Genomic DNA, 12,668 nt, shown 5'->3' with positions numbered 1-12,668 from the left:
ACGCTACGCCAAACCCCGGGTCTAATCGATCCAGCCTGGATTAACCCGGAAACAATGGGAATGGTCTTTCTACCATGGAGACGACATCCATCCTCGCGCGTGACCTCGCGGCTCTCGGCCGTGTAACGGAGGGCACGTCGGCCGAGAGCGTTCTGCGCGGCATCACCGAGGCGGTGGCGCGGGGCGTCCCCGGCTGCGCCGGCGGCACCGCGGAGCTGTGGATGGAGGAGCGCGTGCTGCTGGCCGCCTCCCACAGCGAGCTCACCGCGCTCATCGACCGGGAGCGCGACCTGCGGGAGGGCCCGTCGAGGGAGGCGCTGGCCACCGGGCGCCCGGTGGCGATCCCCGACGTGATGCGCGAGTCCCGATGGTCCCGCTACGCCGCCACCGCCGTGCGGCAGGGGGTGCGCTCGGTTCTCGTCGTGCCGATCGCCGTGGAAGGCGCCGTCATGATCCTCGGCCTGTACGGCGTGCGCCCCGGGGTGTTCGCCCCGGGCGGGTCGCTCATGGCGCTGCTGCGCGAGCAGGTCACCGTGGCGCTGGCCAACATCTGGGAGTTCGACGACGTCCTGACCGGCGCCGCGCAGATGCAGGAGGCCCTGGCGGGGCGGTCGGTGATCGACCAGGCCAAGGGCATCATCATGTCGAAGAGCGGCTGCTCCGCCGAGGAGGCGTTCGAGGAGCTCAGGCGGGTGTCGCAGCACCACCAGGTCAAGGTGGCCGACCTGGCCAAGCTTCTGGTCACCGAGCACCAGCAGAAACACGGGGGAGCGGCTCCCGCCTGAACCGGTGCGCGGGCGGCCCCTTCGCGGGGTCAGCCGGGCCCAGGTGAGTGCAGGTGAGTGCAGGTGAGTGCAGGTGAGTGCAGGTGGGCTCAGGTGGGTCGGGCCGGCTTCAGGCGGCGAACGCGGCCAGGGCCTCGTCGAGGGTGTCGAACAGCGGCAGCCGCTCCGACAGGCCGGTCACCCACATCACCTTGGAGTTCGGGTACTGCACCGCGATCAGCGCGAAGTTGCCGCCGGCCGTGGTCGAACGCTGCCAATGGTGCACGATCAGCCCCAGGGCCCGGGAGTCCATGAACGTGACGGCGCCCAGGTCGAGGATCATGTCGGGGCCGTGGTCGTCCGCCGCGGCGTCCAGATACTCCGAGAACTGCTCACGTGTCGTGGCGTCGAGGACGCCGTTGACATGGATCACCACGATGTCCCCCGCCATGCTCGACGTCAGGGACAGCAGTCCGTTGTTAGACACCTCGCGCCTCCTCTGCGGCAACATTACTGGTGCCGAAGGGGTGGTGATACTCCTGATTTTGGGGCAATATACTGAAGCAGAGGTCCAGCAGAGGGCCTCGTCTCGATACTGTAGCGAGGCGTGCCTTCTGCGTGGTCACCCCAGCGCGTAGGCGCCCTCGCGAGAAAAATACGAGGGGACTGCGCAGATGGCTGCCGAGGTCCGTGTAGAGACCGCCAGCAATCCGACCGCCGAAGAGCTCCTGGCCGAGCTGGCCGAGGACGGACTGTCCGAGGAGCGGCGGGAACGCCTCCGTGAGAAGATCGTCGAAATGCACCGCCCGATGGCGAGGGACATCGCCCGGCGGTATCTGAACCGCGGCGAGCCGATGGAAGACCTCCTCCAGGCCGCGTACGTCGGCCTCATGAAGGCCATCAACGGCTTCGACCCCACCCTGGGCCACAGCTTCCGCGGCTACGCCATGGTCACCATGACCGGTGAGGTCAAGCGGCACTTCCGCGACCGCACCTGGGCCGTCCGAGTGCCCCGGCTGTACCAGGAGCGCCGGGCCGAGCTCAACCGGCACGTCGCCGACATGACCCAGGAGCTGGGCCGGTTCCCCACCGTCGCCGAGCTCGCCAAGAAGATGGGCCTGTCCGAGGAGGACATGCTCCTCACCATGGACGCCTCCGCGGCGTACAGCACCCTCTCCCTCGACGCGCCGATCGGTGCCGACGACGACGCCGCCGCCCTCGGCGACGTGATCCCCGAAGAGGACGACGCGCTCGACAACCTGGTGGACGCCGAGGCGCTGAAGCCGCTCATCGACCTTCTCCCCGAGCGGGAGAAGAACATCCTCCTGCTCCGTTTCTACGGCAACATGACCCAGGCCGAGATCGCGGCGGAGTTCGGCATATCGCAGATGCACGTCTCCCGGATCCTCCGCAAGACCCTCGACCAGCTTCGGGCGGAGCTCGTCGCGGGATGAGAGGATGCGACGATGCCCGGGACACCGCCTGTGCCAAGGCGGTGTCCCGGGGTATCTTCGTCCTGCCCACAGCCCATAGATCCTGAGACAGCCAGATTTCCGGCGGGAGGCGTGTACCGGGTGAAAGATGACGGCGTTCCCGCGCACGTCACCGGAGCGGCAAGGGAGCGCGCCTTCTCCTTAGCCGATCTGCCCGATCTGCGGGAGTTCGCCGCCGCCGAGGCGCTGCGCCGCGGCATGCGGGAAGACGCGATCGGCGACTTCCTCGTCGCGCTCAACGAGGTCGCCACCAACGCGGTCACCCACGGGTCGACCAAGGCGCGGCTGGGCATCTGGCGGGAGGGGCCGGCCCTGGTGGTCGCCGTCCACGACGACGGCCGGGAGTGGCGTTTCGAGGGGGAGCCGGGCCACGACCCGCCGCCCGAGAACGCGACCAGCGGCATGGGGCTGTGGGTCGCGCGCCTGCTGAGCAATGATCTCCACGTCACCACCGGTCCCAGGGGGACCAGGGTCACGATGCGTTTCCTCCTCGAGTAGGGGTAGGGGACAGCCATGGCTGTCCCACGGATTCTGATCGTCGGCGGCGGATACGTCGGCATGTACACAGCACTCCGCCTGCAACGCAGGCTCCGCCGCGGCGAGGCACTCGTGACGGTCGCGGACCTCGACTCCTACATGACCTACCAGCCCTTCCTGCCGGAGGCTGCCGCCGGGAACATCGAGGCGCGGCACGTCGTGGTCCCGCTCAGGCGGGTGCTGAACAGGTGCCAGATCCTCAGCGGGCGGGTCACCCAGGTGCGGCTGGCCGACCGCAAGGCGGAACTGTCTCCGCACGAGGGGCCCGACCTCACCATCGACTACGACTATCTCGTGATGGCGCCGGGCTCGATCTCACGGCTGCTGCCGGTGCCCGGCCTGGCCGAGAACGGCATCGGCTTCAAGACCATCGAAGAGGCCATCGCCCTGCGCAACCACGTGCTCGGCCGTCTCGACATCGCCGCGTCCACCCCGGATCCCGAGGTCCGCCGCAGGGCCCTCACCTTCGTGTTCGTCGGCGGCGGCTACGCCGGTGTGGAGGCCCTGGCCGAGCTCGAGGACATGGCGGCCGACGCGCTCAAGTATTTCGCCGGGCTCAGCCGTGAGGACATGCGCTGGGTGCTCGTGGAGGCCACCGACCGCATCCTGCCCGAGGTGGGCGCCGACATGGGCAAGTGGACGGCCCAGCAGCTGCGCGAGCGGGGCATCGAGATTCGCATGGGCACGCTGCTGAAGTCCGCCGAGGGCTGCCACATCGTGCTGAGCGACGGCGAGGAGTTCGACACCGACACCCTCGTCTGGACGGCGGGCGTCAAGCCGAACCCGCTGGTCGCCGCGGGCGACCTGCCCCTGGACAAGAAGGGCAGGATCAGGGTCGACCCCTACATGCGAGTACACGGGACCGACTTCGCGTTCGCGGCGGGCGACTGCGCCGCCGTCCCCGACCTCACCCGGCCGGGCCAGTTCTGCCCGCCCAACGCCCAGCACGCCGTACGGCAGGCCAAGAGGCTGGCCGACAACCTGCTGGCGGCGCTGCGCGGGCAGGCCCAGCGGCCGTACCGGCACAAGTACGCCGGGTCGGTGGCGACCCTGGGACTCTACAAGGGCGTCGCGCAGATCTACGGCCGGGAGCTGCGCGGGTTCCCCGCCTGGTGCATGCACCGCACCTATCACCTGACGCGGATGCCCACCTTCAACAAGAAGACCCGCATCCTCGTGGACTGGACGCTCGGGCTGTTCTTCCCCCGGGAGATCATCGCGATGGGGGCCATCGAGGAGCCGCGCAAGGAGTTCACCCTGTCCGCCCGTTCGTGACGGTCGCGGGCGGTGCCGCATGACCCGGGGTCACGCGGCACCGTTCACCCGACTTCGGCGGCAGGGGCGTCGTCACCGGCCAGGGCGCCGGCGAATTGAGCGGAGTACAGCCGGTGGTAGGCGCCCTCGGCGGCGAGCAACTCGTCGTGGGTGCCGTGCTCGACGATGCTGCCCGACTCCATCACCAGGATGAGATCCGCGTCGCGGATCGTGGACAGCCGGTGGGCGATGACGAAGCTCGTCCTGTCGCTGCGCAGCGCGGCCATCGCGTGCTGCACGAGGACCTCGGTGCGGGTGTCGACCGAGCTGGTCGCCTCGTCCAGGATGAGCAGGGACGGGTCGGCGAGGAAGGCGCGGGCGATGGTGATCAGCTGCTTCTCGCCGGCGCTGACGTTGCCGCCCTCCTCGTCGATCACCGTGTCGTACCCGTCCGGCAGGGTGCGCACGAACCGGTCGACGTACGTCGCCCGCGCCGCGGCCCGGATCTCCTCGTCGGTCGCCCGCGGGTTGCCGTAAGCGATGTTGTCGCGGATCGTCCCGCCGAACAGCCAGGTGTCCTGGAGCACCATGCCGATCTGGGAGCGCAGGTCCTCGCGGCGCATCGCGGTGACGTCGACGCCGTCGAGGGTGATGCGGCCCGCGTCCAGCTCGTAGAAGCGCATGATCAGGTTGACCAGCGTGGTCTTGCCCGCGCCGGTCGGGCCGACGATCGCGATCGTGTGCCCCGGCTCGGCCACCAGCGACAGATCCTCGATGAGGGGCTGGCCGGGGTCGTACCGGAAGGACACGTGCTCGAACTCGACGCGCCCCCGCCGGGTGGCGGGCAGCGCCGGGGAGACGGGGTCGGGCTCCTGCTCCTCGGCGTCCAGCAGCTCGAAGACCCGCTCGGCGGAGGCCACGCCCGACTGCAGCAGGTTGGCCATCGAGGCGACCTGGGTCAGCGGCTGGGTGAACTGCCGGGAGTACTGGATGAACGCCTGGACGTCGCCCAGGCTCATCGACCCGCCGGCGACCCGTACGGCGCCGACGACCGCGATGGCGACGTAGTTCAGGTTCCCGATGAACATCATCATCGGCATGATGATCCCGGAGATGAACTGGGCGCCGAAGCTCGCGGTGTACAGGGCGTCGTTCCGCTCCCGGAAGACCTCCTCGACCTCCGGGCCCCGCCCGAAGACCTTCACCAGCTCGTGCCCGGTGAACGCCTCCTCGATGTGGGCGTTGAGCGTGCCGGTGTGAGCCCACTGCGCGACGAACTGCTTCTGCGAACGCTTGGCGATCTGCCCGGTCACGATCATCGTGACGGGGATCGTCACCAGCGCGATCGCCGCGAGCAGCGGCGAGATCACGAACATCATGACGAGCACGCCGACCACGGTGAGCAGCGAGCTCAGCAGCTGGCTCAGCGTCTGCTGCAGGGTCTGGGACACGTTGTCGATGTCGTTGGTGACCCGGCTGAGCAGTTCGCCGCGCGGCTGGCCGTCGAAGAACTTCAGCGGCAGCCGGTTCAGCTTGTCCTCGACGTCGGCACGGAGGCGGAACACCGTGCGCTGCGTCACGTCGTTGAGCAGGTAGCCCTGCAGCCACATGAACAGCGACGCGGCGAGGTAGAGCCCGAGGACCCACGCCAGGACGGTGCCCAGCTCGCCGAAGTCGATGCCGCGGCCGGGGACGACGTCCATCCCCGCGAGCATGTCGGCGAAGTCGCCGTGGCCCGAGGCGCGCAGCGCCTGCACGGCCTGCTCCTTGGTCGCCCCCGCGGGCAGCCGTCCGCCGATCACCCCGCTGAAGATCACGTCAGTCGCGCGGCCGAGCAGCTTCGGCCCGATGACGGAGAACACCACGCTGACCACGGCGAGGGCGATCACGGCCATGATCCTCGGCCGTTCCGGCCTCAGCCGCCGCAGCAGCCGGCGGGCCGAAGGGCCGAAGTTCATCGACTTCTCCGCCGGCATCTGGCCGCCGCCGAAGGGTCCGAAACCGCCGCCTCCGCCGGGCCGCGGTCGTACGGGTGCCGTGGGCCGGTCGCTCATGCCGCACTCCCCGCGGTCAGTTGGGACTCGACGATCTCGACGTACGTCGGGCAGGAGCCGAGCAACTCCTCGTGACTGCCGATGCCGGCGACGACGCCGTCGTCCAGGACGACGATCTGGTCGGCGTCCGCGATGGTGGAGACCCGCTGGGCGACGATCACCACGGCGGCGCCGGCCGTGTGCGGGCGCAGCGCGGCCCGCAGCCGGGCGTCGGTGGTCAGGTCGAGGGCCGAGAACGAGTCGTCGAACAGATAGATCTCGGGTTTGGCCACGAGCGCGCGGGCGATGGACAGGCGCTGCCGCTGCCCGCCGGACACGTTCGTGCCGCCCTGGGAGATCGGCGCCTGCAGGCCCTCGGGCATCGCCTCGACGAAGTCGCGGGCCTGGGCGATCTCCAGCGCCTCCCACAGCTCCTCGTCGGTGGCGTCCGGGTTGCCGTACCGCAGGTTGCTCGCGACCGTGCCGGTGAACAGGTACGGCTTCTGCGGCACCAGGCCGATGCGTGTCCAGAGCATCCGGGGATCGAGGTCGCGTACGTCGACCCCGTCGATCAGCACGGCACCGGACGTGGCGTCGACCAGCCGGGGGACCAGGGAGACCAGGGTCGTCTTCCCCGACCCCGTGCTGCCGATCACGGCGGTCGTCTGTCCGGCGGTCACGCGGAAGGAGACGCCGGACAACACCGGCGCCGCCGCGCCCGGATAGCGGAACCCGACGTCACGCAGCTCCAGGTCGGCCCGGCGGTCCACCTGGCGTACGGGGCGCTCGGGCGGGCGCACCGACGACTCGGTGTCGAGCACCTCGGCGATGCGCTCCGCGCAGACCGCGGCGCGCGGAATCATGATCGAGATGAAGGTGGCCATCATCATCGACATGAGGATCTGCAGCAGGTACATGAGGAACGCGGTGAGGGCGCCCACCTGCATCTCGCCGCTGTCCACCCGGGCGGCGCCGAACCACAGCACGGCGACGCTGGAGGCGTTGAGGATCAGCATCACGGTGGGGAAGATGAGCGCGGTCAGCCGCCCGACGCGCAGCGCCGTCCCGGTCAGCGCGGCGTTAGCCGCGGCGAAGCGGCGGGTCTCCTCGCGTTCGCGGACGAAGGCCCGCACCACGCGGATGCCGGTCAGCTGCTCGCGCAGCACCTGGTTCACCTCGTCGATGCGGGTCTGCATGGCGCGGAACTGGGGGACCATGCGGAAGACGATCAGCCCGATCGAGACCAGCAGCACCGGGACGCAGACCAGCATGAGCCACGACAGCCCGACGTCCTGACGCAGGGCCATGATGATGCCGCCGACTCCCATGATGGGCGCGGCGACCAGCATCGTGCAGGTCATCACCACGAGCATCTGGACCTGCTGGACGTCGTTGGTGTTACGCGTGATCAGCGAGGGCGCCCCGAACTGGGCGACCTCCCGCGCGGAGAAGCCGCTCACCCGGTGGAAGACCGCCGACCGGACGTCCCGGCCGAACCCCGCCGCCACCCGCGCGCCGTAGTAGACCGCCGCGATCGAGCAGGCGATCTGCACGAAGGACACGGTCAGCATCCAGCCGCCGGTGGCCAGGATGTAGCCGGTGTCGCCGGTGGCCACCCCCTGGTCGATGATGTCGGCGTTCAGGCTCGGCAGGTAGAGGGAGGCGATGGTGCCGACAAGCTGGAACAGCACCACCGCCGTGAGCGCGGACGAGTAGGGCCGCAGGTACGTGCGGAGGAGCCGGGTCAGCACGGCTCTGGTCCAGGGCGGGCGGCGCGTCGCAGGAGGGGCAAAATCATGCGGAACACGGTATATGAGCAGCTAGCTTGCGCACGCATGGTTTTTCGGGGTGAGCCGCGGTGGCGGCACCGCCGTCCGGGAGCGTGCCCCTCGTGTGTCGTTCAGCGCGTGGCCGGAGCCGGCACGGGTTGAGCGGCCGGGTCCGGAGCGGGTTGAGTGGCCGCGTCCGGGACGGTGGCGCGGCCGTTTAGCGGGCCGGGCGCGTGGCCGGCCGTGAGGCGTGGGGCGAGGTCGCTCGTGGGGTGTGGGGCGAGGTCGCTCGTGGGGTGCGGGGCGAGGTCGCTCGTGGGGTGCGGGGCGAGATCGGCCAGGGCGACGACGCCGACCGGGCGCCCGTCCACCACCACGGGAAGCCGCTGCACGTCCTTCTCGCGCATCAACCGCGCGGCCTCGGCCACGTCCTGGCCCGGGCCGACGGTAGCCACGTCACTGGTGCACAGCGTCGCCAGCGGAGTGGTGGCGAGGTCCCTGCCCTCCGCGACCGCGCGTACGACGATGTCCCGGTCGGTCACCAGACCGCGGAGCCGGCCGTCCCCGACCACCAGCACGTCGCCGATCCCGCGGTCGCGCATCAGCTTGGCGGCCTTCACCACCGGGGCCTCCTCCGGCAGCGTCACCGGATCGCGCGTCATGACCTCTTCCACCTTGTGCGGCATCACGGCCTCCTCGGGGTCCGGGGGACGGACCGGGTTCGCGGCGGTCTCGCGGGAGGGGCTCCCGCGAGACCTTCGTACCCGTCGCGGCCGCGACTCGGTAGGCGAGAAAGACTGATGACGAGAGGGCCGGGGTCAGCGACGGACGCGTCCGCCGCGCCAGCCGCCCCGCCAGGAGTTCACCCCGGCGGTGCCGACACCGGCCTGGTGCAGGGCGAGCAGGCAGAGACCGAGGGCGATCAGCGCGGTCATGCCGATGCCGATGCTCGCGTTGAGGAGATCGAGGAGGAAGGCGATCCCGAAGACGACCGCCGCGGCGATGGCGAGCATTGTTACCTCACTTCCGGGTCAACTGGGCTAGTAACGCGTGGTACTCGTGCAGGGCCAGGCGCAGCGCCTCGGTGTCGCCCCGCTCGTTGTCCTTCCACTGGTCGAGCAGCGCCTGACGGCGGGTGGTGAAGGCCGACAGGGCCTCCTCCACGAGCGCGTCCGCCTGTTCGATCGAGTGACGGGGATCGTCGACGAACCCCGACTTGATCTCGCGCCACCGGCCTTCCAGCGTCTCGTCCAGGACGGACGCCGCGCCGGAGGCCGCGGTCGTGGTGGTGGCGGGGTAGGCCACGGGGCCGTCCACGGAGGGAACGGCAGGGGTGCCTGCGGTGGTGTCCGCCGTGGTGCCGGTCCCGGTGCGGTGCGTGGTGGTGTCCGCCGTGGTGCCGGTTCCGGTGTCGCCGTAGGCCGTGGTGTCCCCGGCCGTCAGGCCGTCCCGGGCGTACCCGGTGCCGTCCGTCCCGGCGTCGGCGTCCCGGACCTCGTACGCGCCGTTGGCGGTGTTGTCGTAGGTCCGGTCGCCCTCGATGTCGTCGTCGACGCGGCCGCCCGCGACGAGGCGGTCGCCGTCGGCGGTGTGCCCGCCGCCGGTCCGGGGCGACGTGAGGACGTCGTCGCCCGCCTGGCCGTACGGCTCACGGAAGCGGCGGCCGTCGCCGTCCGCGTCCGCTTCGGTTGTCCCGGCCGCGCGGTCGCGGGTGTCCCGCGCCGTGGCGTCGCTGTAGCCGGCGGTGTACGCGTCGCTGGCCTCGCTGGGGGAGTAGACCGGGCCGGGGCCCTCGTGCTCGTCCCGTTCGGCGTCCGCGAGGGCCCTCTCTCTGCGCGCCTCCTCCTCGAGGGGCTCGGGGGTCTCGGGAGTCGGCTGCTCGGCGACCTCGCCGCGCTCGTCGTGCCTGTTCGTCCGCATCGTCATCGCCTCGCCTTCCGCACGTCCGCGTGGTGACCGTTCATCGAGGCGCCGTCGTAGCCGTCGGCGGTGTACGCGGCGCCGTTCACGTGGTCCTGGGGAGAAACCTCGGCGCCGTCGCCGAGAAGCTCCTGGAACAGCGCGCGGTAGTGGACCATCGCCTGACGGAGCTCTTCCGTCGTGGCGTCCTGCCGGGCGGCGCGGCTGCTGATGTCGTGGGCCTTGCGGTAGTGGTCGATCGTGGCGGCGTGCGCGACCGACAGGTCGCTCAGACGCTGCTCGAACTCGTCCGTGGGATAGCCGCGCTCCGCCATCACGGCGGTGACCAGCGCGTCCGCCTCGGTCACGGCGAAGCCGGGAGCGTCGACGAACCGCTCCTGCACCTCGGTCCACTTCCTCGCGTACTGCTCCCGGGTCTGCGGGTCGAGCGGGCGGATGTCCAGCTTGGCGTGGCGCTCCTCGCGGGCGAGCAGCTCCTGCTCGGCCTCTTTACGGCTGTCGCTCTCCCGCACCGTCCGTTCGTACTCGGGCCCGAACCGGTCGCGCAGGTGGCGCCGGCGGTTGCTTGCCGACACCAGGTAGCCGACTGCCAGGATCACCAGCACGGCGACGATCACGACGGCCACCCATGCTACGGCGTTCATATCTGCCTCCAGGGGTGAGTGCGTTGTTCATCCGCACTGCCCGGGAATGCGGCCTTCACGCCTTGCGTAATCGTGGATTCTGCGGGTAAAGGGCGGTTGACCAGCAGAGGAGGTAGCCATGGGCTTCGGGGCCAGTCTCGCCTTCATCGCGGTCGGCGCGGTCCTCGCGTTCGCCGTTAAATGGGACGTTCCTGGAATCGACCTACAAATGATCGGCTGGATTCTCATGCTTGTGGGAGTCGTCGGCATGGTGCTGACTACTCGCTACACGCGCCGTCCGCGGACGACCGAGGAGACGGTGGAGACCATCGAGCCGGACACGATGTACACCGTGGACCCGGCGGCCGAGCCGCACGTCCGCGTCCAGGAGACCGAGTCGCACACCGCCGTCCACCCGGGCGAACGCCACGTGCACGTACGCGAGGAGACCAGGCCCCTGCCCCGCGACGGTGTGTGAGCCGTACGGTCAGGGACTGGTGCCCGCCGCGTCCGTGGCGTCACGGGCCTCGGTGAGGACCCGGGCGACGTGAGAGTCGTCCCCGGCGGGCACCTCATGAAAGCCCTGCTCGGGGTCGTAGGCGATGTCGAGCCCGTCGTCGACCAGCCGGCTCGCCCACCGTAGGGCGGTGTTGAGCTTGTCCTTGGGGACCCGACGGCCCTGGGACGCGGCGGAGAGGTTCCGGAGGTTGGTGGCGGGGCCGCTCTGGCTGTGCTCGCGCCGGAGTTTCCAGGGCAGGGCACGGCTGTGGTCGGTCATCGGCTTGGACAGGCCGGCCGCGCGCTTCGCCTGCAGGACGCCCGACTCCGTGACGCCGAAGTGCTCGGCGAGGCGGGCGTTGGTCCATCCCTCGCCGGCCAGCCGGACGAGTTCTTCCTGGTCGATCCGCGCCTTCCTGCCCATGATCGCCAGCCTAGGCCCACCGGCGCGGTTCGTGTACGCACGAGGACGGAAACTGCGCTAAGGTTTGGATGTGCCCGGGGAGACCAGGGCAACGGGACGTAGCGCAGTTTGGCAGCGCACTTGACTGGGGGTCAAGGGGTCGTGGGTTCAAATCCCGCCGTCCCGACACTGTTCTAGCAGGTCAGAGGCCTGATCACTCTCCAAGTGATCAGGCTCTTTTGTTGTCTGACCGTCGTTTGACCGTGAAGCTGAACGTGCCGACCGCTCCCGACCGGTGCCCCTCAATACCGGAGCTGACCAGAGGATCCACGGTCAACGAAGGTGCGCGTGACCGCCGTGTTCAAATGAGCTTCCTCGTCATCCAGGGAACTGTCCGTTTTGGCGGAATCCAGCGGTGGCGGATCTACTATGTAAAGAGGGGGTGTCTTCAGAAGCGCTCCAAGAGGAACCGCTCTCGTGCGGGTCGTGGCGGGTAGCCGCTCGAGGATGGACTCTGGGCCTTCCTAGTCACCCAGCCGCTCGCCGCACTCGAACCCGATCGTGTTCACGGGGCGTGAGAGACCCGAAGGTTGTGGGCGAGGTTGGTGCCAAGGACGCCAGCCACGAGAGCCACCCCCGTACTCCTGGGAAGCGCATCAGGGCTTCAGAAGTTCGACCATCAGCACCTTCACCCGGTCGTAGATCTCGTTCCTTATCATGCGCACAGCATCGATGTCTTGCCCGGCCGGGTCGTCGAGTTTCCAGTCCTCGTACCGTTTGCCGGGGAGGATAGGGCATGCATCACCGCAGCCCATGGTGATGATCACGTCGGATGCCTGAACGGCCTCGGCAGTGAGCAGCTTCGGACTTTCGGCACTGATGTCGATGCCGACCTCGCGCATGGCGTCGACGGCAACGGGGTTGACCTGCTCCCTGGGCGCCGACCCGGCTGAACGGACGTGGACGCGGTCGCCAGCCAGATGAGCGAGCCAGCCGGCCGCCATCTGGGAACGGCCGGCGTTGTGTACACAAACGAACAGGACGCTGGGCATCGGGGGCATGGATGGTCCCTTCGATCTGTTGGGAGTTCCTGACACTCGCTCTGGCCGATGGCGTTCACGGCAGGCCTTGCCTCCTCTTCCGCCGTGGTGCGTCGCTTTGGTGCGGAGGCGTTGCCGATCACGACGTCGCTCACCCTGAAACGCCACCAGCCCGGAGGAGGCGGAACGCCACAGGTTGCTTGAGGCGACCAGGAGGTGCCACCACTCCTCGAAGCGGTGCTCCCGCTGAGTGCAACCGAGGCTCCTCCGTCGCTGTCCGCCATGGCCAAGATGACGCGAGGCGACAAGGGGCATCCTCGGTTGACGTACGCCG

The 12,668-nt window shown here is 69.5% G+C and carries 14 protein-coding genes and 1 tRNA gene; 6 read left to right on the top strand and 9 right to left on the bottom strand.

Annotated features, from left to right (window positions below; genetic code table 11):
* The first annotated feature begins 74 nt into the window (after nt 1-74).
* Nucleotides 75-785 (top strand): GAF and ANTAR domain-containing protein, encoded by a 711-nt coding sequence (locus tag ACWEQG_RS21395; RefSeq protein ID WP_169978127.1) that lies wholly within the window; start codon nt 75-77, stop codon nt 783-785.
* Between the two features lie 109 nt (nt 786-894).
* Here the strand turns inward: ACWEQG_RS21395 and ACWEQG_RS21390 are convergent, their stop codons facing one another.
* Complete coding sequence (locus tag ACWEQG_RS21390) at nt 895-1,251, bottom strand: STAS domain-containing protein (protein WP_363460854.1); 357 nt, start codon at nt 1,249-1,251, stop codon at nt 895-897.
* A gap of 187 nt (nt 1,252-1,438) precedes the next feature.
* Between ACWEQG_RS21390 and ACWEQG_RS21385 the strand changes: the two genes are divergently transcribed.
* The 3 genes from ACWEQG_RS21385 (at nt 1,439) to ACWEQG_RS21375 (ending at nt 4,069) form a co-directional block, all read left to right on the top strand.
* Nucleotides 1,439-2,218 carry a SigB/SigF/SigG family RNA polymerase sigma factor gene (locus tag ACWEQG_RS21385; RefSeq protein ID WP_363460852.1) on the top strand — a complete coding sequence of 260 codons (780 nt, stop codon included), beginning with the start codon at nt 1,439-1,441 and terminating at the stop codon, nt 2,216-2,218.
* 120 nt (nt 2,219-2,338) lie between these two features.
* Entirely contained in the window at nt 2,339-2,755 is a 417-nt protein-coding gene (locus ACWEQG_RS21380) for an ATP-binding protein (RefSeq protein ID WP_363460850.1), read from the top strand.
* 15 nt (nt 2,756-2,770) lie between these two features.
* Nucleotides 2,771-4,069, top strand: coding sequence for an NAD(P)/FAD-dependent oxidoreductase (locus ACWEQG_RS21375; RefSeq protein WP_363460848.1), 1,299 nt, complete (start codon nt 2,771-2,773; stop codon nt 4,067-4,069).
* A gap of 44 nt (nt 4,070-4,113) precedes the next feature.
* Here the strand turns inward: ACWEQG_RS21375 and ACWEQG_RS21370 are convergent, their stop codons facing one another.
* From ACWEQG_RS21370 to ACWEQG_RS21345, 6 genes are all read right to left on the bottom strand, one after another.
* On the bottom strand, nt 4,114-6,102 hold the full coding sequence (locus ACWEQG_RS21370) for an ABC transporter ATP-binding protein (protein WP_452287018.1): 1,989 nt from the start codon (nt 6,100-6,102) through the stop codon (nt 4,114-4,116).
* Nucleotides 6,099-7,832: an ABC transporter ATP-binding protein gene (locus ACWEQG_RS21365; RefSeq protein ID WP_452287016.1), complete on the bottom strand. Its 1,734-nt coding sequence runs from the start codon at nt 7,830-7,832 to the stop codon at nt 6,099-6,101. The genes ACWEQG_RS21370 and ACWEQG_RS21365 overlap by 4 nt, the downstream gene beginning before the upstream one ends.
* 149 nt (nt 7,833-7,981) lie before the next feature.
* Nucleotides 7,982-8,536, bottom strand: a complete 555-nt coding sequence (locus tag ACWEQG_RS21360) for a CBS domain-containing protein (RefSeq protein ID WP_452287014.1) — start codon at nt 8,534-8,536, stop codon at nt 7,982-7,984.
* A gap of 132 nt (nt 8,537-8,668) precedes the next feature.
* On the bottom strand, nt 8,669-8,863 hold the full coding sequence (locus tag ACWEQG_RS21355; RefSeq protein WP_111700666.1) for a hypothetical protein: 195 nt from the start codon (nt 8,861-8,863) through the stop codon (nt 8,669-8,671).
* Nucleotides 8,864-8,870: 7 nt separating this feature from the next.
* The gene (locus ACWEQG_RS21350) at nt 8,871-9,776 is read right to left on the bottom strand and encodes a hypothetical protein (protein ID WP_452287012.1); all 906 of its coding nucleotides are present in this window, start codon (nt 9,774-9,776) and stop codon (nt 8,871-8,873) included.
* On the bottom strand, nt 9,773-10,414 hold the full coding sequence (locus tag ACWEQG_RS21345; RefSeq protein ID WP_452287010.1) for a hypothetical protein: 642 nt from the start codon (nt 10,412-10,414) through the stop codon (nt 9,773-9,775). The genes ACWEQG_RS21350 and ACWEQG_RS21345 overlap by 4 nt, the downstream gene beginning before the upstream one ends.
* Before the next feature lie 118 nt (nt 10,415-10,532).
* Between ACWEQG_RS21345 and ACWEQG_RS21340 the strand changes: the two genes are divergently transcribed.
* A complete protein-coding gene (locus ACWEQG_RS21340) occupies nt 10,533-10,871 on the top strand; it encodes a DUF6458 family protein (protein WP_363460835.1) in 339 nt (112 codons plus the stop codon).
* Nucleotides 10,872-10,880: 9 nt separating this feature from the next.
* On the opposite strand, the gene ACWEQG_RS21335 is transcribed toward ACWEQG_RS21340, so the two are convergent.
* Nucleotides 10,881-11,315: a hypothetical protein gene (locus tag ACWEQG_RS21335; protein ID WP_452287008.1), complete on the bottom strand. Its 435-nt coding sequence runs from the start codon at nt 11,313-11,315 to the stop codon at nt 10,881-10,883.
* Between the two features lie 92 nt (nt 11,316-11,407).
* Here ACWEQG_RS21335 and ACWEQG_RS21330 point away from each other — a divergent pair.
* Nucleotides 11,408-11,481, top strand: a tRNA-Pro gene (locus ACWEQG_RS21330).
* Nucleotides 11,482-11,950: 469 nt separating this feature from the next.
* Here the strand turns inward: ACWEQG_RS21330 and ACWEQG_RS21325 are convergent.
* Nucleotides 11,951-12,355: an arsenate reductase ArsC gene (locus ACWEQG_RS21325; protein WP_452287006.1), complete on the bottom strand. Its 405-nt coding sequence runs from the start codon at nt 12,353-12,355 to the stop codon at nt 11,951-11,953.
* Nucleotides 12,356-12,668 lie beyond the last annotated feature (313 nt).

The organism is Microbispora sp. NPDC004025 (assembly GCF_053604425.1).
Note: the sequence above shows the minus strand (reverse complement) of the source record. Positions and strands in the feature narration are given on the sequence as shown.

Excerpts from the sequence above, each read along its gene's own strand:
- ACWEQG_RS21395 (WP_169978127.1), top strand. The coding sequence starts at position 75 with ATGGAGACGACATCCATCCTCGCGCGTGACCTCGCGGCTCTCGGCCGT.
- ACWEQG_RS21385 (WP_363460852.1), top strand. The coding sequence starts at position 1,439 with ATGGCTGCCGAGGTCCGTGTAGAGACCGCCAGCAATCCGACCGCCGAA.
- ACWEQG_RS21375 (WP_363460848.1), top strand. The coding sequence starts at position 2,771 with ATGGCTGTCCCACGGATTCTGATCGTCGGCGGCGGATACGTCGGCATG.
- ACWEQG_RS21370 (WP_452287018.1), bottom strand. The coding sequence starts at position 6,102 with ATGAGCGACCGGCCCACGGCACCCGTACGACCGCGGCCCGGCGGAGGC.
- ACWEQG_RS21360 (WP_452287014.1), bottom strand. The coding sequence starts at position 8,536 with ATGCCGCACAAGGTGGAAGAGGTCATGACGCGCGATCCGGTGACGCTG.
- ACWEQG_RS21355 (WP_111700666.1), bottom strand. The coding sequence starts at position 8,863 with ATGCTCGCCATCGCCGCGGCGGTCGTCTTCGGGATCGCCTTCCTCCTC.
- ACWEQG_RS21350 (WP_452287012.1), bottom strand. The coding sequence starts at position 9,776 with ATGACGATGCGGACGAACAGGCACGACGAGCGCGGCGAGGTCGCCGAG.
- ACWEQG_RS21345 (WP_452287010.1), bottom strand. The coding sequence starts at position 10,414 with ATGAACGCCGTAGCATGGGTGGCCGTCGTGATCGTCGCCGTGCTGGTG.
- ACWEQG_RS21340 (WP_363460835.1), top strand. The coding sequence starts at position 10,533 with ATGGGCTTCGGGGCCAGTCTCGCCTTCATCGCGGTCGGCGCGGTCCTC.
- ACWEQG_RS21335 (WP_452287008.1), bottom strand. The coding sequence starts at position 11,315 with ATGGGCAGGAAGGCGCGGATCGACCAGGAAGAACTCGTCCGGCTGGCC.
- ACWEQG_RS21325 (WP_452287006.1), bottom strand. The coding sequence starts at position 12,355 with ATGCCCCCGATGCCCAGCGTCCTGTTCGTTTGTGTACACAACGCCGGC.